The 15,882-nt window shown below is 65.1% G+C and carries 19 protein-coding genes and 1 pseudogene; 9 read left to right on the plus strand and 11 right to left on the minus strand.

Annotated elements, in window-relative coordinates; translation table 11 throughout:
* The first annotated feature begins 63 nt into the window (after nucleotides 1-63).
* From C0099_RS14590 to C0099_RS14615, 6 genes are all read left to right on the plus strand, one after another.
* A complete protein-coding gene (locus tag C0099_RS14590) occupies nucleotides 64-426 on the plus strand; it encodes a YciI family protein (RefSeq protein WP_102248103.1) in 363 nt (120 codons plus the stop codon).
* Nucleotides 423-1,325 (plus strand): VOC family protein, encoded by a 903-nt coding sequence (locus tag C0099_RS14595; RefSeq protein ID WP_102248104.1) that lies wholly within the window; start codon nucleotides 423-425, stop codon nucleotides 1,323-1,325. Before C0099_RS14590 ends, C0099_RS14595 begins: the two co-directional genes overlap by 4 nt.
* Before the next feature lie 74 nt (nucleotides 1,326-1,399).
* Nucleotides 1,400-2,005 carry a hypothetical protein gene (locus tag C0099_RS14600; protein WP_102248105.1) on the plus strand — a complete coding sequence of 202 codons (606 nt, stop codon included), beginning with the start codon at nucleotides 1,400-1,402 and terminating at the stop codon, nucleotides 2,003-2,005.
* Nucleotides 2,006-2,083: 78 nt separating this feature from the next.
* Complete coding sequence (locus tag C0099_RS14605) at nucleotides 2,084-2,368, plus strand: ribbon-helix-helix domain-containing protein (RefSeq protein WP_102248106.1); 285 nt, start codon at nucleotides 2,084-2,086, stop codon at nucleotides 2,366-2,368.
* Nucleotides 2,356-2,658 carry a type II toxin-antitoxin system RelE/ParE family toxin gene (locus C0099_RS14610; RefSeq protein ID WP_102248107.1) on the plus strand — a complete coding sequence of 101 codons (303 nt, stop codon included), beginning with the start codon at nucleotides 2,356-2,358 and terminating at the stop codon, nucleotides 2,656-2,658. The genes C0099_RS14605 and C0099_RS14610 overlap by 13 nt, the downstream gene beginning before the upstream one ends.
* 145 nt (nucleotides 2,659-2,803) lie before the next feature.
* Nucleotides 2,804-3,697: a nuclease-related domain-containing protein gene (locus C0099_RS14615; RefSeq protein ID WP_102248108.1), complete on the plus strand. Its 894-nt coding sequence runs from the start codon at nucleotides 2,804-2,806 to the stop codon at nucleotides 3,695-3,697.
* Between the two features lie 83 nt (nucleotides 3,698-3,780).
* Here C0099_RS14615 and C0099_RS14620 read toward each other — a convergent pair whose 3' ends face one another.
* The 5 genes and pseudogenes from C0099_RS14620 to ahr all read right to left on the minus strand — a co-directional run bounded on the left by C0099_RS14620 (nucleotide 3,781) and on the right by ahr (nucleotide 9,249).
* Entirely contained in the window at nucleotides 3,781-4,242 is a 462-nt protein-coding gene (locus C0099_RS14620) for an HNH endonuclease (protein WP_102248109.1), read from the minus strand.
* Between the two features lie 12 nt (nucleotides 4,243-4,254).
* Nucleotides 4,255-5,011 (minus strand): annotated as a pseudogene (locus C0099_RS14625) (IS5 family transposase).
* A 973-nt stretch (nucleotides 5,012-5,984) separates the two neighbouring features.
* The gene (locus C0099_RS14630; RefSeq protein WP_102248110.1) at nucleotides 5,985-6,575 is read right to left on the minus strand and encodes a hypothetical protein; all 591 of its coding nucleotides are present in this window, start codon (nucleotides 6,573-6,575) and stop codon (nucleotides 5,985-5,987) included.
* Nucleotides 6,576-6,746: 171 nt separating this feature from the next.
* A complete protein-coding gene (locus C0099_RS14635) occupies nucleotides 6,747-8,159 on the minus strand; it encodes a multicopper oxidase family protein (protein WP_102248111.1) in 1,413 nt (470 codons plus the stop codon).
* 73 nt (nucleotides 8,160-8,232) lie between these two features.
* A complete protein-coding gene (gene ahr / locus C0099_RS14640; protein WP_102248112.1) occupies nucleotides 8,233-9,249 on the minus strand; it encodes an NADPH-dependent aldehyde reductase Ahr in 1,017 nt (338 codons plus the stop codon).
* 119 nt (nucleotides 9,250-9,368) lie between these two features.
* Here ahr and C0099_RS14645 point away from each other — a divergent pair, with 119 nt between their 5' ends.
* From C0099_RS14645 to C0099_RS16070, 3 genes are all read left to right on the plus strand, one after another.
* Complete coding sequence (locus C0099_RS14645) at nucleotides 9,369-10,586, plus strand: MFS transporter (protein ID WP_173768962.1); 1,218 nt, start codon at nucleotides 9,369-9,371, stop codon at nucleotides 10,584-10,586.
* Between the two features lie 152 nt (nucleotides 10,587-10,738).
* The gene (locus tag C0099_RS14650; protein WP_102248113.1) at nucleotides 10,739-11,506 is read left to right on the plus strand and encodes a nuclease-related domain-containing protein; all 768 of its coding nucleotides are present in this window, start codon (nucleotides 10,739-10,741) and stop codon (nucleotides 11,504-11,506) included.
* Nucleotides 11,507-11,524: 18 nt separating this feature from the next.
* Nucleotides 11,525-11,692, plus strand: a complete 168-nt coding sequence (locus C0099_RS16070) for a hypothetical protein (protein WP_164084949.1) — start codon at nucleotides 11,525-11,527, stop codon at nucleotides 11,690-11,692.
* A 31-nt stretch (nucleotides 11,693-11,723) separates the two neighbouring features.
* Here C0099_RS16070 and C0099_RS14655 read toward each other — a convergent pair whose 3' ends face one another.
* From C0099_RS14655 to C0099_RS14680, 6 genes are all read right to left on the minus strand, one after another.
* Nucleotides 11,724-11,990: a BrnA antitoxin family protein gene (locus C0099_RS14655; RefSeq protein ID WP_102248114.1), complete on the minus strand. Its 267-nt coding sequence runs from the start codon at nucleotides 11,988-11,990 to the stop codon at nucleotides 11,724-11,726.
* Nucleotides 11,962-12,273, minus strand: a complete 312-nt coding sequence (locus C0099_RS14660) for a BrnT family toxin (RefSeq protein ID WP_102248115.1) — start codon at nucleotides 12,271-12,273, stop codon at nucleotides 11,962-11,964. The genes C0099_RS14655 and C0099_RS14660 overlap by 29 nt, the downstream gene beginning before the upstream one ends.
* 113 nt (nucleotides 12,274-12,386) lie before the next feature.
* On the minus strand, nucleotides 12,387-13,241 hold the full coding sequence (locus C0099_RS14665; protein ID WP_173768963.1) for an alpha/beta hydrolase: 855 nt from the start codon (nucleotides 13,239-13,241) through the stop codon (nucleotides 12,387-12,389).
* A 76-nt stretch (nucleotides 13,242-13,317) separates the two neighbouring features.
* Nucleotides 13,318-14,421, minus strand: coding sequence for a molybdate transporter family protein (locus C0099_RS14670; protein ID WP_102248117.1), 1,104 nt, complete (start codon nucleotides 14,419-14,421; stop codon nucleotides 13,318-13,320).
* 8 nt (nucleotides 14,422-14,429) lie between these two features.
* Nucleotides 14,430-15,143, minus strand: a complete 714-nt coding sequence (locus tag C0099_RS14675; protein ID WP_102248118.1) for an ABC transporter ATP-binding protein — start codon at nucleotides 15,141-15,143, stop codon at nucleotides 14,430-14,432.
* Nucleotides 15,144-15,150: 7 nt separating this feature from the next.
* Nucleotides 15,151-15,852, minus strand: a complete 702-nt coding sequence (locus tag C0099_RS14680) for an ABC transporter permease (protein WP_102248119.1) — start codon at nucleotides 15,850-15,852, stop codon at nucleotides 15,151-15,153.
* Nucleotides 15,853-15,882 lie beyond the last annotated feature (30 nt).

Consider the following 15,882-nt stretch of genomic DNA (forward strand, 5'->3'; position numbering starts at 1 on the left):
GAGTCGGTGCGTTGCCGTCTCCCACACAAGTGCCCTGCCCACTCCCCCGCGAAGGAGCGTGTGATGAAGTACCTGTGCCTGATCTATGTCGACGAGAAGAAGCTCACGCAAATGAGCGCGGACGAAATGGAGGCGGTCGCGCGCGAATGCGCGGTGCACACCGAGGCGCTGAGCGCGGCCGGGTGCTACATCGCCGGCGAGCGGCTCGAATCCGTCGACGTCGCGACGACCGTGCGGCACGCCAATGGCAAGCCGATCATCACCGACGGGCCGTTCGCCGAGACCCGCGAGCAGCTCGCCGGCTTCTACCTCATCGACGCGCCCGATCTGGACGAGGCGATCCGCATCGCCGAACACATCCCACCGGGTCGGCTGGGCTGCATCGAAGTCCGACCCGTCATGGCCGACAAGGAGAGTACATCGTGAACCGCATCGTCCCCTGCCTGTGGTTCGACGGCGCCGCCGAGGACGCCGCGAATCTCTACGCCTCGATCTTCCGCAACGCGTCGCGGGGCCGCGTCGCGCGCTACGGCGAAGCCGGCCACGACATCCACGGACAGCCTGCCGGATCGGTGATGACCGTGGAGTTCGCGCTCGACGGCTACCAGCTGCTCGGCCTCAACGGCGGCCCGCTGTTCCGCTTCACGCCGGCGATCTCGTTCTTCGCGATGTTCGAGACTGCGCAGGAGGTCGACGCCGCCTGGGCCGCGCTCAGCGAGGGCGGCTCGGTGCTGATGCCGCTCGACGCCTATCCGTGGAGCCCGCGCTATGGCTGGCTCAACGACCGCTACGGCGTGTCCTGGCAGATCGCGCTCGGCAAACGCGCTGACATCGGTCAGCCCATCGCCCCGGCACTGCTTTTCGTTGGCGAGCAATGCGGCCGTGCCGAAGAAGCGCTCGAACACTACACGTCGGTCTTCCCCGACTCCCGCGTGGAAGGCATCCTGCGCCACGACGGCAGCGGCCCCGACGCGGCCGGCACCGTCATGCACGCCCAGTGCTACCTCGGCGGCGAAACCTTCATGCTCATGGACAGCGCCCACCCGCACGACTTCGGCTTCTCCGAGGCGACGTCCTTGATCGTCAACTGCGACACCCAGGACGAGATCGACCACTACTGGAACGCGCTGTCCGCCGTGCCCGAGGCCGAGCAATGCGGCTGGCTCAAGGACCGATTCGGCGTGTCATGGCAGATCGTGCCCAGGATGCTGCCCGAACTGCTGACCGACCTCGACAGGCAGAAGGCCGAACGCACGATGCAGGCCCTGCTCGGGATGAAGAAGCTGGATATTGCAGCGCTGGAACGGGCGCACGCGGGCGGCTGACCCCTGCCGCAACCGCCTGCCCGGACGATCGAAGCCCATTGCCGCCACCGCCCGAACCAAAGGACAATGCGGCCATGGAAACCTTCGCACTCTTCATCGCGCTCGCCCTGGGCGCCTACATCCTCGCCTGGAAAGCGCAACAGCAGCGCATCGCGCTACTGGGCGGCCATCTGCAGAACTACCGCATCGAAAAGCTGATGGCGGATCTCAACGAGGGCTACATGCGCGCCCTCGGCGAGGAATCGCCGCAACGGCGCGAACAGATCCTGGAACTGATGCAGTCCAACGAGGCCTCGCTGAGCAGCCAGTTCAGCCGCTTCGCGGCGGAAGTGGCAAAGGTCGACGCGGAGGCCGCGCGCGTCAGCCGGCTGCCCGGACTCATCCCGTTCGCCGACCGCCTGTTCCCGGGCGCGACCTTCGATCTGCGCAAGGCACTCGACATCCACGCCCGCGGCATCGCCAACGTGGTCGAGAACGCGGACAACCGCGAACCGAAGGACCGCGCCTTCGTCCTGTCGGCCGAAATGCTGCTGATGCAACACACCTGCCACTGGTTCTGCAAATCCAAGACCGTCGCCTCGGCCCGACTCATGGCCCGCCACAAGACCACCCACCAACAGGTCATCGATGCCGTCTCGCCGGAGACGCGGCGAGCGTATCTTCAGCTGATCGGGGGCTGACAGATCCCCGCAGCCGCGCAGCCTTGATCTCCGACCCACTCGGTACTACCTTGGTAACACCCGACGTGAGGCACGAGCATGACGACCACTTCCCTCAAACTCTCCGACGAACTCAAGCAACGCGCCGCGCGCGCTGCCGAGAGCGCCGGGCTGTCGCCTCACGCCTTCATGGTGCAGGCCATCGAGCAGGCCGCCACCAACGCCGAACGTCGGGCGAGCTTCACCGCCGTAGCGCATGCCGCACGTGAAGACGCACTCGCCACCGGACAGGGCCACGATGCAAAAGCCGTGCACGAGTGGATCAAGGCTCGCGCATCGGGCAACAAGACCGCCAAACCCAGGGCCGTCGATTGGCGCGGCTGATCTACACGGCCAACGCGCTGGCCGATCTCGAACGACTGACCGACTTCCTGCTCGAAGCCGACCCGCCAGCCGCACCCGAGACAATCGGACTCATCACCGAAGCCATCGACATTCTCGAACGCCACCCCGAAGTCGGTCGGCCAGTCGACCAGATACTGCGTGAGCTGGTCATTTCACGCGGCAGAACCGGATACGTCGCGCTGTACAGCCATGAAGAACGGGAAGATTGCATCCTGATCCTCGCGATCCGGCATCAACGGGAGGCGGGGTACGACTCGATCCTGGAATGATCCCCGATAGCCACATTAGCCCGCGTACGACGCAATAAGCGAAGCGCATTACGCCGAATTAACCCTCGATCAACACAGAACGCGCACCCAGAGCGAAATCACGCGTTTATCATGCGACGACCGTCCCACTGAAACCGACGCGCGCATGAGCCTCATCCTCCTCTTCGCCCTGTTCGTATTTCCGCCGCTCGTCGTCGCGGGCACGCTGTTGCAGTGGCGCCGACGCCGAATGCGGGCAGCACGAAAGTCTCCCCTGACATCCGATCTGCTCCGGCCACCCGGACAGCGCCTGCGCGAACAGCTCGACGCACTCGGGGATGAAGTCGACCTGTACCTCATGATGGTCGTCGTTGGTCCGACCCTGGTATTCGCCGCACTTGTCGCACCCGCGGGCGAAGCCGGGGCCATCTCCCCCATGTCCTTCGGCGTCGCAATCGTGCTTGTCGTGCTCGTCGTCGGATACAGCACCCGCAAGTTGCTCAAGTTTCAGCGCGAGCAGGACCGCCTGCGCGTCGGCTACGACGCGGAACTCGCCGTCGGCCAGGAACTCGACCAGCTCATGCGACAGGGCGCAGCCGTCTTCCATGACTTCCCCGCAGACAAGTTCAACATCGACCACGTCGTGATCAGCCCAGTGGGAGTATTCGCAGTCGAGACCAAGGGCCGCGCGAAACCCATTCTTGAGAAAGGAAAGGCGGCGCAGGTTGAGTACGACGGGAAAGCGCTGAAGTTTCCAACCTGGATCGAAACCGAACCTATCGCGCAGGCGGAACGTCAGGCGATATGGCTGCGCAACTGGCTAACCAGCGCAACCGGAGAACCCATAGCCGTGCGTGCCGTTCTGGCAATCCCAGGTTGGTACGTCAAACGCACTGGACGAGGCGCAGTCAACGTCTATAGCGGACGAGAGCTTGCAACGTTGGTCAGCAGGGGCGGCTTCGACACAATCGCCGAAGACAAGATGCAGCGCATCATTCATCAGGTTGAACAGCGATGCAGGACTATTGAGCCCACGTTCAACCGATCAGTAAAGAAATGAAATAGCTATTTTTTAGATGATTGCGGCCGTGTAACGAAGCTGGACTTTTGGAGTTACGATGGGAAAATATTATCCGATTAACTTCATGCCTCTAGGAAAGCCTGATACCGGCGTTCAAGTGCCGTTTCATCCGGCTTGAACTCGGTGCGCTTGGGCACAATGATTTTTTGGCCGTGCATTTGCTGAAGACCGAAGCGCAACATCGGACCATCTACCTCATCAAGAATGTCCCTGCGAATCTGAACAACGTGATCCGGGCGGATACCGAGGATATTCTGGTCGAACGCCGCATGATGAATTTTGCATAGCGCAACTCCATTTCTCACCATCGGTTCTCCATCAGAGCTGGAGTCCGGGATTATATGCGCCGCATCCAACAGCGAAGCGTGCCGCAATCGACAAAGGGCGCACTGCTCCTGATAGGCCGACAACACGCGCTCGCGAAAAAGCCGCTGGTGTAGCCGGACTTTTACAGCGGCGGTAACGTAGCGACGGCGGGCATCTGCTCCATCGTCCAATACCCCTGTGGTCAATTGCTCCGACAAGCTAGGTTCTGTTCACATATAGCGATATGAAATCACCGCACACACAACGCGCACGAATGCCAGATAGCTGCGGGCGAGTTTGTCGTAACGCGTGGCGATCCGTCGAAAATGCTTGATGCGATTGAAGAAGCGCTCGATCAGGTTGCGTTCGCGGTAGGCGCTGCGGTCGTACTGCCTGGGTTCGATGCGGTTGGAGCGCGGCGGAATGACCGCTTGCGCACCGGACGCTTCGACGCTCGTTACCAACGCGTTGGCATCGTAGCCTTTGTCGGCCACAAGGCTGGCGCAGGGCAACTCGGCAATGAGCTCGTTCGCACACTCGATGTCGGCAACCTGTCCGGCGGTCAGAATCATGCGCAGCGGTTTGCCCAAAGCATCGACCGCGAAATGCAGTTTGGTCGTCAGCCCCCACGCGAGCGACCCAGCGCCTGCGGCCCTACTTTTTTTGGGCGCCACAGGCGTGCTGGTGGGCACGCACGATGGTCGAGTCGATGAACACCCGCGCCAGATCGCGCTCACCGGCCAACGCAAAGGCGATTCGGTCCCAGACGCCAGCATCGCGCCAACGCGCAAAGCGTACGTACGTCGAGTGCCAGTTACCAAACTCGGGCGGAAGGTCGCGCCAAGGGCTGCCCGTGCGCGCCAACCACAGCACAGCCTCGACGAACAACCGATTGTCCTTGGCCGTACGCCCACGATCGCTTGGCTTGCCGGGCAACAGATCTTCGATCGACGCCCACTGTTCATCCGACAGCACCATCCGAGCCATCCTGATCTCCGCTCAAAGATCAGAATGTGAACATAAAACTTCAAATGTGAACAGAGCCTAGCGCGATCATCAACAGCGATCGAAACTGACAAACCGTGCGGATCATCACCAACGACGAACGCGGGCCACGTTGCAACATATCGACCCGGAACGATCCCATGGAAATAGATCAGCGGCTTGCGCTGCATCATTACAGCGCGCAGCCCAGCGTTATCTCGGTGATTTGGATCTGTTCCTCGATACCGATAACGCACCAGGTTATCCACCGTAAACGAATCGTCGTAAGGGCTATTTGGTGAAGTGGTGATTGAGATCGGCAGATCAAGGATCTTCGGCTTGAAGATTCCTTGCGGCCCGAGCAGCGGTACCCGATGACCTTGGAAGTTAATTCCCTGCATCAATGGCTCACGTGGCAAAACGTCACCATATCGATTCGAGAGTTGGCGCAGAAACTCGAAAGCCTGCACCCGAACAAGTTGATCGAAATCGGACGCGCTCACGTTGTCGACCTCGCTTTGACACAGGGGAAATGAGGGGCAAAAAACGAACTGTTGTGGAAGAAGCTTCGTCGTTTCACGCGCCCCATGCAATGCAGACTGCGGATTCAGCTGGTACCGATTCAAATATCGAAAAGGCGCTGACAGGACAAGTGGAGCGCCCACATTAACTGATTCGACCTCCAGCGCTTCGTGGCCATTTTCGTGGGCGTCGCCCATCGACGAGTCGAATGCCGAACGCGTGAGTGAATGACGTGAGCACAAGTGTGCCGCCCTCGCACACATGCGGCAAGGCATTCGGCCGCGAATCGCGGCCGAGGACGTCGGGGTGTGGTTTCCGTAGGTCAGGCAAGCGCCGAGAAGCTGCGCGCACCTGGCGCGCGACCGATTGAGCGTGAGATGGCAGGAGCGCTTCGCTTACCTGCCCTACGTCGGACGGCAGTCGGGTGCATCGGCTGAAGTGCCGATGCGGCGGTTCAGCGGCGGGCCCTCTCCGGCAACGGCGGCGGATAAACACGGCCGCAGCAGCGGGAGAGGATGTTTTCGGCCTGGGCGGGGGCGAGGCGTTCGACGCGCAGGCGGGCGGCGGTTTCCGCCGGGTCGCCGACGGGGAGGACGAGCAGCACGGTTTCGGCGGCCTGGGCGGCGGAGCCGCCCTGTTCGAAGCCGTCGTCCATCCACACCGCGAGATAGGTGATGCTGTCACGCCCGAGTTGCAGCGTCATGCTGGTGCGCCACAGGTCCGAGCCGCCTTCGGACGGGATCATCGAGAGCGTGTGGCGGCCGGGCGGGACCTGAATTTCGGCGTAGGTCGCCTCGGGCAGCGCCGTGATGCCGGCGTGGCCGACGCGCAGCACGGGCGCCTCGTGCCGCAGGGCCTGATCCTCGAACTTGGGACGGAAGACGTAGATGCGAGCCTGCCCCGGCGCGGGCGGACGGGCGCCTTCGAAGCGCGGCAGCGTGGGGGTAGCCTGTGTGGCGTCAGGAGCAGGGGCGGAAGTTGGCGGCATTGCGCAGGCCGACAGCAGGGCGGCGAGAATCACGGCGACGGACACGGTGCGCAACATCTGGGATTCCTTGGCTGGCATTTGTTAAAGATTGAAAAACGTGAATGCTGGACGCGCATCGGCTTCGGCGCAAGGGTCGAGCGAGGTGCGTTGTATGTGGCAGGAGCGGCAGGCGCGCGAAGCTTGCCTGCCCTACGCAGCCCTACCGGAGAGCGGGTTGCGGATGCGCGGTCAGGCGGTGACGCGGAACACGCCGCCCATGCCGCCAGCGTGGTGCTCGAGCACGTGGCAGTGGATCATCCAGTCGCCGGGGTTGTCGGCCTTGAAGGCGATCTCGACGCGCTCCTGCGGCCCCATCAGTACCGTGTCGCGCAGCGGCAGATGCGGCTCGGGCTGGCCGTCGCGGGTGAGCACGCGGAAGTGGTGACCGTGCAGGTGAATGGGGTGAAACCAGCGCGTGTCGTTGATGAGCGTGAGGCGACAGGTGGCGTCGCGCTCGACGGCGAACAGCGGCGCCTCGTGGCGGTGGGCGTCGGGCGCGTGCGGCTGGCCGTTGACGGTCCAGGCCATGCCCTGGCGCATCAGGCCGATCATCTCGTCGCGCGGGAGGCTGCCCATCATGCCGCCCTTGAATTCGATTTCGTGATTCACGGCGTCGGCCAGCTCGGGTTCCGGCACCGGGTTGGGGGGCAGCGCGGGCGGCACGCTGTCGAGCGCGGCGACGCGCACCGACTCGCCGGCCACCTGCAATGTGATCAGGCGGAAGGCCGCGGGGGCGTAGAAATCGTCGATCACGTCGATGCCCATGTCGGCCGATGCTGCGATGTCGAGCACCACGTCGGCGCGCATGCCGGGGCCGAGGGTGACGCGGCCGGCTTCGAAGGGCGCCACCGGCTGACCGTCGAGCGCGATGACGTGGGCCGGCAGATCGCCGAACTTCAGGCGGAAGATGCGGCCGTTGGCGGCGTTGATGATGCGCAAACGGATGCGCTCGCCGGGGCGCACCGGCTCGTCATCCTGCAGGCGGCCGTTGATCGTGACGGTATTGCCGATGCGCCCGTCGTGGCTGCGCGCATGCATGTCGTCGAAACCGCCGACGAGATTGGCGTCGCGGTCGAGCATCCAGTCATCGAGCAGCCACAGGATCTCGCGGTCGGCCGGATACGGCTCGGCCTCCTCGACGATGAGCGCGCCGGAGAGCCCGCGCCCGAGCTGTTCCGGCGCGTTGGCGTGGGGGTGGTACCAGTAGGTGCCGGCATCCGGCAGCGTGAAGTCGTACTCGAAGCGCCCACCCGGCGCGACCGGCGCCTGCGTCAGATGCGGCACGCCATCCATCGCGTTGGGCAGGCGGATGCCGTGCCAGTGGATGGTGGTGTCCTCGGCCAGCGCGTTCTCCAGCATCGCCCGCAGCCGCGCACCCTGCTTCACCCGAATCACCGGCCCCGGCACCGTGCCGTTGTAGCCCCAGCAACCGCCCACCTCGGCCGGGCCATAGGGCTCCAGCGAGAACGAAGCCTTGCCGGCCGACAGCCGCAAGGCCTCATCAGCCCTGGCCCAAGCCTTCATCGGCGGCAGCGCCGCCCAGGCGAGCATGGCGCCGGAGGCGGCGAGGAAGTGACGGCGAGTGAGACGGGGTGGGCGCATGGGTGATCTCCGGATGGGGCGCTACGCGCCTACTCGACACAGACGCACAAAGCGCCGATCGGTTCGCCCCGCCTCAGGCGAAATCCGCATCCAGCACGATGCGATAGCGCGCCTTGCCGGATTCGAGGTGGGCCAGCGCGTCGTTCACGCGGCTCATCGGGAAGCGTTCGACCTGCGGCAGGATGTCGTGGCGGGCGGCGAAATCGAGCATGGTGGCAATCGTCGCGGGTGAGCCGATGGGCGAGCCGGAAATGCTGCGCTGCGCGCCGATAAGGTCGAAGGCATTCACCGGAATCGGCTCCAGCACGGCGCCGACCACGTGCAGCCGCCCCTTGGGCGCCAGCGTGGCGACCAGCGCGTTCCAGTCCATTGGCACATTCACGGTGACGAGCAGGAAATCGAGCGTGCTCGCCAACCGTGCCAGATCGGCGCTGTCGCGGCTTGAGACCACGTGGTGCGCGCCAAAGCCGCGCGCCTCTTCAAACTTCGACGGGCTGGAGGTGAAGGCGGTGACTTCGCAGCCCCAGGCGCGGGCGAACTTGACCGCCATGTGGCCGAGGCCGCCGATGCCGACCACGCCGACGCGGTCGGTGGGCTTGACGTCGAATTCCACGAAGGGGGTGAACACCGTCACGCCACCGCACAGCAGCGGGCCGGCGCTGGCGGCGTCCAGCCCGTCGGGCAGCGGAATGGCCCACGCAGCGTGCGAACGCACGCGCTCGGCGAATCCACCATGGTGGCCGATGATCACCGCCTGGGTCTGGTTGCACAGGTTGTGGTCCCCGCTCATGCATGAATGGCAGTGCATGCAGCTGTCCGACGCCCAGCCCACACCGACGCGCTGGCCGACGCGCAGGTGGCGCACTTGCGAGCCAACGGCGACGATGCGCCCGACGATCTCGTGCCCCGGCACCACCGGATACACCGAGTTCATCCACTCGTTGTTCAACACCGACAGGTCGGAGTGACACAGGCCGCAGTTCTCGACCGCGACTTCCACGTCGTCGGCCGCCAACGGACCGGGGTCGTAATCGAAGGGGGCGAGAGGCTGGCCGGCGGCTTGGGCGGCCCAGGCGCGGATGCGTGACATGGCGGATCTCCTGTGACAAGCGACCATGCTACCGCTGCCGCAACGCACCGTGAAACCCACACTTGCGACCGAGGTGCCAAGCACCGACCATTCCGGGCGACGCTGCAACTTGCCCGCGCATGACGACACCATCTCCCGACGCCGACCAACCGGCCCTGATCGACGCCGACACGCCGGCCTTTCGCCGCGCCAACGTGGCGCTGTTCATCGGCGGCTTCGCCACCTTCGCGCTGCTCTACGCCACGCAGCCGCTGCTGCCCGAACTGTCGCGCGAGTTCGGCGTCGGCGCAGCGTGGGCGAGCCTGGCGGTGTCGGCCGGCACCGGGGCGATGGCCTTCATGCTGATCCCGGCGAGCATCCTGTCCGACCGCTACGGCCGCGTGCGGCTGATGAAGTGGTCGCTGGCACTGGCGGCGGTGATCGCGCTGGCAGGCGCCTTCGTCACGGACTTCACGCAGATGATCGTGCTGCGCGCCTTGCTCGGTGCGGCGCTGGCCGGCCTGCCGGCGGCTGCGATGGCGTATCTGGGCGAAGAGATTTCGCCCAACGCGCAGGGCCGGGCGATGGGTCTGTACATCGGCGGCAACGCGCTGGGCGGCATGAGCGGGCGCGTGCTCGGCGGCCTGCTGGCGGATGTCGGGTCGTGGCGCGTGGCCCTCGCGGTGCTCGGCGTGCTGGGCATTCTCGCGGCGATCGCGTTCTGGCGCGCACTGCCCGCTTCCAGCCACTTCCGCGCGCGTTCGGTGTCGCCGCGCGCGGTGTGCGACGACGCCCGCGTAATCTTCGCCGACAGCCATTTGCGCTGGCTCTTCGCCTGCGGCTTCCTGCTGATGGGCGCCTTCTTCGGGCTCTACAACTACGCCGGCTTCCGCCTGGAGGCGCCGCCCTACAACCTGGCGCAAAGTGCGATCGGTGCGATCTTCCTGCTCTACCTGATGGGCAGCCTGTCGTCCGCCTGGGCCGGGCGGCTATCCGACCGCTACGGCCGCCACAACGTGCTGTGGGCGATGATGGTGGTGGCACTGGTCGGGCTGGCGACGACGCAGTTCGAGCACCTGCTGGTAGTCATCCTCGGCATCGCGCTGTACACCTTCGGCTACTTCGGCGCCCACAGCACCTGCAGCGGCTGGGTCGGCCGGCGCGCCGGCGAACGCCGCGCGCTGGCGTCCGCGCTGTACCTGTCCGCCTACTACCTGGGCAGCAGCCTGGTCGGCACCTTCACCGGCCTGGCATGGGACGGCGGCGGCTGGACGGGCTTGAGCCTTGCGGTGGGCGGCTGCCTGCTGGCGGCGCTGGGGCTGGCGTTGTGGATGCGGGCAATGACGCGCAAATCGTAGGTCAGGTAAGCGTCGCAGACGCGCACCTGACATCCAGACTCAACACAGTTCCAAACGCCCAATGGTAGGTGCGCTGCGCGTACCTGCCCTACGAAAACGCGGCTGTGCAGAAGTGCTGTTATGGTTTGCATTCCGCACACCCGGCCACCACCATGAGTTTGCCCATCGCCCAGATCCTGGCCCCGGTCTATACCGGCGCACTCATACTCTTCGTACTGGCGGCCATCATCGCCATCTTCCGTCTGCCGGTTGTGAAAGGCTGGTTCGGCGAGGCGCAGGGCGCGCTGGCCAAGCATCTCCTGCTCGACAAGGAGATTTACACCACGCTCAACAACATCACGATTCCGACCTCGAACGGCACGACGCAGATCGATCACATCGTGGTGTCGCGCTACGGCATCTTCGTGATCGAGACCAAGAACATGAAGGGCTGGATCTTCGGCGACGAGAAGAGTCCGCAGTGGACACAGAACGTGTTTGGCCGGCGCTATCGCTTCCAGAACCCGCTGCACCAGAACTACCGCCACATCCGCGCGCTAGCCGAATTCCTGCAACTGCCGGACGACCGCTTTCATTCGGTGGTGATGTTCTGGGGCAATGCGAAACTGAAAACGCCACTGCCCGACAACGTGCTGACGCGCGGCTATACCGGCTACATCAAGAGCAAGCAGGAAGTGCTGATTCCCGACGAAGAGGTGAAGGCCATCATCAATGCCGTCCAGTCGGGCATGCTGCCAAAAACGCGGGCGACACACCGCGACCACGTCGCCTCGCTAAAGGAGCGACACGAGAGCACCACGACCTGCCCGCGCTGCGGCAACGCGCTGGCGCTGCGCACCGCCAAATCCGGCGCGAATGCCGGAAAGCAGTTCTATGGCTGCTCGACGTTTCCTGCGTGTCGCTTTATGCGTAAGGTGTAATCGGAAATGGAGCCCTCGATGAAGTACGGAAAGCCACACACCGATAGCGAAGCACATCCGAAGTCATTCCTCGAACGTGGGCTGATCGCTCGCGCTCAGGCAAGAAGATCGGGACACTATGTCACTGCAGAGCAGGTCATCGAAAAGTTGGAAGAGATCCTCCGCCAAGCCCACGCCAGGCAGTGAGGAGGGAACGACTAGGCCGAGAACGCGTGAATCAGCGGTCGTGCACCTTCTCCTGCAACCACACCTTGATCAAGGACTGATAAGGCACGTCGCGCGCGTTGGCGGCAGCCTTGATGGAATCGAGCAGATGCTGTGGCAGTCGCAGCGAGATCGTTTTCGTAGTTGGTTTCAGGTTCGGCAGAACAACACTCTGCGCCGCCGACCAATCTACATATTCGGCGGAATCATGAGCTTCCCAGAAGGCGCGTTCGTCTGCTTCACTTGAGAATTCAGGAATCAGTTTCTTTGGCTTGCTCATAAATCGCGCGTTCCTTTCGGTGCATGGAGCGAGCCGAAATCACCCGGATCAGCGTCCCTCCGGCCCTCAGAGTGAACGTGATGTGCAGCATGCGCCGCTCGTCGCTGCAGCCAAGGGCATGAAAACGCTGCTCGCCCCGACTGTGCAGATGATCGCCGAGCAGCAAGAGCGGCACATTGAAGAACACCTGCTCTGCTTCAGCCATCGAAACGCCGTGCTTGTCGTTTTTTCGGGCGTTTCCGACATCCCAGTCAAAGCCGATGATGAGTTCAAGATCGATCATCTTTTGTATATGGTGATGATATACAGCGGAACGCCCAGAATCCAGCGGAGCGCCTCAGAAAATCGTATGAGACCAAGCCAGATTATGTCTTTTTCAACAACTCGGTGGGGATGTTAGCGCGAGCCTTTGACGAATCCCACCACCTCCTCCAGCGTCGGCGCGAACCCACGCAGCGGTGGCGACAGCGAGCCGATCAGCGTGGAGTGGCCGACCCGGTCGTAGTAGCGCTCGGTCACCGGGACGCCAGCCGCGCGCAGCTTGGCAGCCATGGCGCCGGTGTTGCGCTCGGGCTCGACGAGCAGGTCCGGCGTGGCGGCGATCAGCAGCGCCGGCGGGGAGGCGGCCGACGCATGCACGATGGGCTGCGAATCGGGTGGCGTGTCGGGGTGGTGGAACACCGGCTTCACGCTGGGGTTGATGATGGGCAGGAACTCGTAGGGGCCGGCCAGGCCGAGCCAGCCGGCCAGCGCGTCGGTGCTGCTGCCGGCGGCTTCGAGCCAGCGCGCGTCGAGTGCGAGCATCGCCGCGTTGTAGGCGCCTGCGCTGTGGCCCATGACGAACAGGCGGTGCTGATCGCCGCCGTATTCACCCGCCGCGCGTTGCGCCCAGGCCACGGACTGCGCGCTGTCGACGAGGAAGTCCGGGTACGTGACTTCGGGGTACACGCGGTAGTCCGGAATGACCGTGACGATTCCGCGCGCGGCCAGCGCGTGGCCGACGAAGGCATAGTCCGCGCGTGCGCCGCCGCGCCAGCTGCCGCCGTAGAAAAACACCACCACCGGCGCCCCGCGCGCATCCATAGGCGCATACACATCGAGCCTGCGCCGCTCGCCCTCGCCCTCGCCATAGGCGATGCCGCGCACCTCGCGCACATCCTCACCGGTACCGAGCGCGTTGATGAGGCTCAACGGGGAACAGGCCGCGAGCGTGAGCAGGATGCTCGCAACCAACAACTTGCCGATCGTCATCGTCGATTTCATGACTGGCGCCGCAACCTGAACAACTCGATCAGAGTTGCGCTTGGCACCACCGGTTCCAGGGCACTCAGTGAGTACGGCGCATGGCCGCAAAAACGGTGCGCATGATTTCCAGCCCGAGCCCGGCCGCCAGCGCCCAGGCCGGGTTGAAGACGAAGGCGACGGCGGCGGTGATGCCGATCACCGGCCAGCAGTCCGGGCGCGTGGCGAAGAGCCGCTTCGAAAAGGCCAGATCAGCGCCGGCGACGACCAGCAGCGCACCGGCGATTGGCAGCGGGAAGGCGGCGAGCAGGGCTGCGGCCGACTCACCGGCGAACAACGCACTGGCGAGCAGCACGACGCCGAGCATTACGGGGGCTGCGGCGCTGCGCGCGCCAAAGCGGTGCTGCGCGACGACGCCGCCGGCACCATGGCACATCGGCATCGCGCCGAAGGGCGCCAGCACGAGGTTGCCCAGCCCGGTGGTCAATGCCAGGGTGCGCTCATTCGCGCGCGCCGCCCGCTCGTGGAACAGACTGGCGGAAACCGCCGCGGTGACGATGATGGCGTTCGACAGCGTGAGCGGGATCTGCGGCAGCACCGCGTATTCGAGCGCGCGCGGAAGATCCGACCAGGACGGCAGCGCGAACTGCGGCAAGGCCGGACCGAGGCCGGCGAGCGTCGGCACCTCATCGGTCAGGCCCAGCCACGGCGCGGCCAGCACCACAATCACGCCCAGCGCCAGGAGCGGCACGCGCGTCAGGAACATGGCCACGACGGCGAAGGCCAGTGCGCCGACCCCCAGTAGCGGGGCATCGGCCATCAGCGCCCCACCCAGCCACATCATCGACAGGCCCAGACCCAGCGTCAGGCCCAGCGTGACCGACTGCGGAATGTGGCGCGCGATCCACGAAAGGCCGCCGGTGAGCGCCAGCACCAGCACCGTGGCGCCGATCAGCAAGCCCGCCATCGCGACTTCGCCGGGTGTGAGCCCCGAGGTCAGCAGCACGGCCGACACCGCCTTCATCGGCTGCACCGCCATGGGGATGCCATAGAACAGCCCGGCTGCGATCAGGGCGACGCCGAAACCGAAGAAGACGCCGACCGCACTCAGCCCGCCGACCGTGACCGCACCAACCGCGTAGGGCAGGAAGGTGCCGAGGTCGCCGCAGGCGCCATTGGCTTCGCGCATACCGCTTTTCACAATGCCATGCGCCACGGCAACTCACCCTGGATGAACAGACGCGCCTCCTCCGACGCGGGACGCGAGAAGAATCGACGCATCGGCGTGTGTTCGCGCACGGCGCCGGCGCTCATGAAGATCACGTCGTCGCCCAGCCGCGTGGCCTGACCGAGGTTGTGCGTGGTCATGACGATGCGCGTGCCGTCGGTACGGATCTCGCGCACGATGCGCTCGACCTCGGCGGTGGCCGAAGGGTCCAGGCTGGCGGTGGGCTCGTCGAGCAGCAGCAGGCGTGGGTTGGTCAGCCAGGCGCGCGCCAGCGCCAGGCGCTGCTGCTCACCGCCGGACAGGTGCCGGGCGCTGTCTTCGGCCCGATCGGCCAGCGCGACGCGTTCGAGGATCTGCGCGGCGCGGCGGCGGCGTTCGGCGCGCGGCACGCCCAGCGGCTTGAGACCCAGCGCGACATTCTCCAGCACCGAGGCGCGGATCATCATCGGGTGCTGGAAGACCATCATCACGCCGCGCTCGGGACGCGGACCGCCGGCCCATTCGAGGGTTCCGGCCGAAGGCTCGATCAGTCCGCACAGCGTGCGCAGCAGCACGCTCTTGCCGGCGCCGTTGGGGCCAAGCACGAGAGTGATGCCCTCGGCGCCGAGTTCGAGGTCCACGCCGTCGAGCACCGTGCGTCCGTTGGGCTCGAAGCGCACACCGCGCATGTGCGCCGGAAACATCGTGGCCTCAGCCATAGCGGCGCATCGCCCAGCCACGCATCAGATGCGCCACGGCATTGAGGATCAGGATGACGCCGAGCAGCACGATGCCCAGCGCAATCGCCAGCGGCAGGTCGCCCTTGCTGGTCTCAAGTGCGATGGCGGTGGTCATCACGCGGGTGACGCCATCGATGTTGCCGCCGACGATCATCACCGCGCCGACTTCACTCATCGCCCGGCCCAGCCCGGCCAGCACGGCGACCAGCAGGGAATGACGGCAGTCATAGAGCAGCGTCGTGAGGCTGTGCCACCAGGAAAAGCGCATCACGAACAGTTCCTCGGCGTAGCGCTGCCAGGCATCCTCGACCACCTGGCGCGAAATGGCCGCCATCAGCGGAATGACGAGGATGGTCTGCGCGATGACCATGGCCGTGGGGCTGAACAGCAGGCCGAACTGGCCGAACGGCCCGGAGCGCGACAACAACAGATACACGACCACACCGATGACGACGGCCGGCGCACCCATCAGCGCGTTGACCAGCACCGTGCCGACCTGCTGACCGGGCCAGCGGCCGATGGCGAGAATCGCCCCCAGCGGCAGGCCGATGATCGTACCCAGCACCACCGCCGTGCCGCTGACGCGGATCGACAGCCACACGATCTCGGCCACACGGGCGTCGAAGGTGGCGAGCAGGGAGAAGGCGTCGGAAAAGGTGGCGGCGAAGGACATCGGATGCGGCGGTGCGCGTTACGCGCAGGG

It is taken from the genome of Pseudazoarcus pumilus, from assembly GCF_002872475.1.
Classification (GTDB): domain Bacteria; phylum Pseudomonadota; class Gammaproteobacteria; order Burkholderiales; family Rhodocyclaceae; genus Pseudazoarcus; species Pseudazoarcus pumilus.

Bases quoted from the DNA above. Each gene is read 5' to 3' on its own strand.
- ahr (WP_102248112.1), bottom strand. From the start codon at position 9,249: ATGTCACGCATCCGCGCCTGGGCCGCCCAAGCCGCCGGCCAGCCTCTC.
- C0099_RS14675 (WP_102248118.1), bottom strand. From the start codon at position 15,143: ATGTTTCCGGCGCACATGCGCGGTGTGCGCTTCGAGCCCAACGGACGC.
- C0099_RS14680 (WP_102248119.1), bottom strand. From the start codon at position 15,852: ATGTCCTTCGCCGCCACCTTTTCCGACGCCTTCTCCCTGCTCGCCACC.
- C0099_RS14650 (WP_102248113.1), top strand. From the start codon at position 10,739: ATGAGTTTGCCCATCGCCCAGATCCTGGCCCCGGTCTATACCGGCGCA.
- C0099_RS16070 (WP_164084949.1), top strand. From the start codon at position 11,525: ATGAAGTACGGAAAGCCACACACCGATAGCGAAGCACATCCGAAGTCA.
- C0099_RS14655 (WP_102248114.1), bottom strand. From the start codon at position 11,990: ATGAGCAAGCCAAAGAAACTGATTCCTGAATTCTCAAGTGAAGCAGAC.
- C0099_RS14635 (WP_102248111.1), bottom strand. From the start codon at position 8,159: ATGCGCCCACCCCGTCTCACTCGCCGTCACTTCCTCGCCGCCTCCGGC.
- C0099_RS14660 (WP_102248115.1), bottom strand. From the start codon at position 12,273: ATGATCGATCTTGAACTCATCATCGGCTTTGACTGGGATGTCGGAAAC.
- C0099_RS14670 (WP_102248117.1), bottom strand. From the start codon at position 14,421: ATGCGCGAAGCCAATGGCGCCTGCGGCGACCTCGGCACCTTCCTGCCC.
- C0099_RS14600 (WP_102248105.1), top strand. From the start codon at position 1,400: ATGGAAACCTTCGCACTCTTCATCGCGCTCGCCCTGGGCGCCTACATC.
- C0099_RS14590 (WP_102248103.1), top strand. From the start codon at position 64: ATGAAGTACCTGTGCCTGATCTATGTCGACGAGAAGAAGCTCACGCAA.
- C0099_RS14645 (WP_173768962.1), top strand. From the start codon at position 9,369: ATGACGACACCATCTCCCGACGCCGACCAACCGGCCCTGATCGACGCC.
- C0099_RS14615 (WP_102248108.1), top strand. From the start codon at position 2,804: ATGAGCCTCATCCTCCTCTTCGCCCTGTTCGTATTTCCGCCGCTCGTC.
- C0099_RS14665 (WP_173768963.1), bottom strand. From the start codon at position 13,241: ATGACGATCGGCAAGTTGTTGGTTGCGAGCATCCTGCTCACGCTCGCG.
- C0099_RS14605 (WP_102248106.1), top strand. From the start codon at position 2,084: ATGACGACCACTTCCCTCAAACTCTCCGACGAACTCAAGCAACGCGCC.
- C0099_RS14630 (WP_102248110.1), bottom strand. From the start codon at position 6,575: ATGTTGCGCACCGTGTCCGTCGCCGTGATTCTCGCCGCCCTGCTGTCG.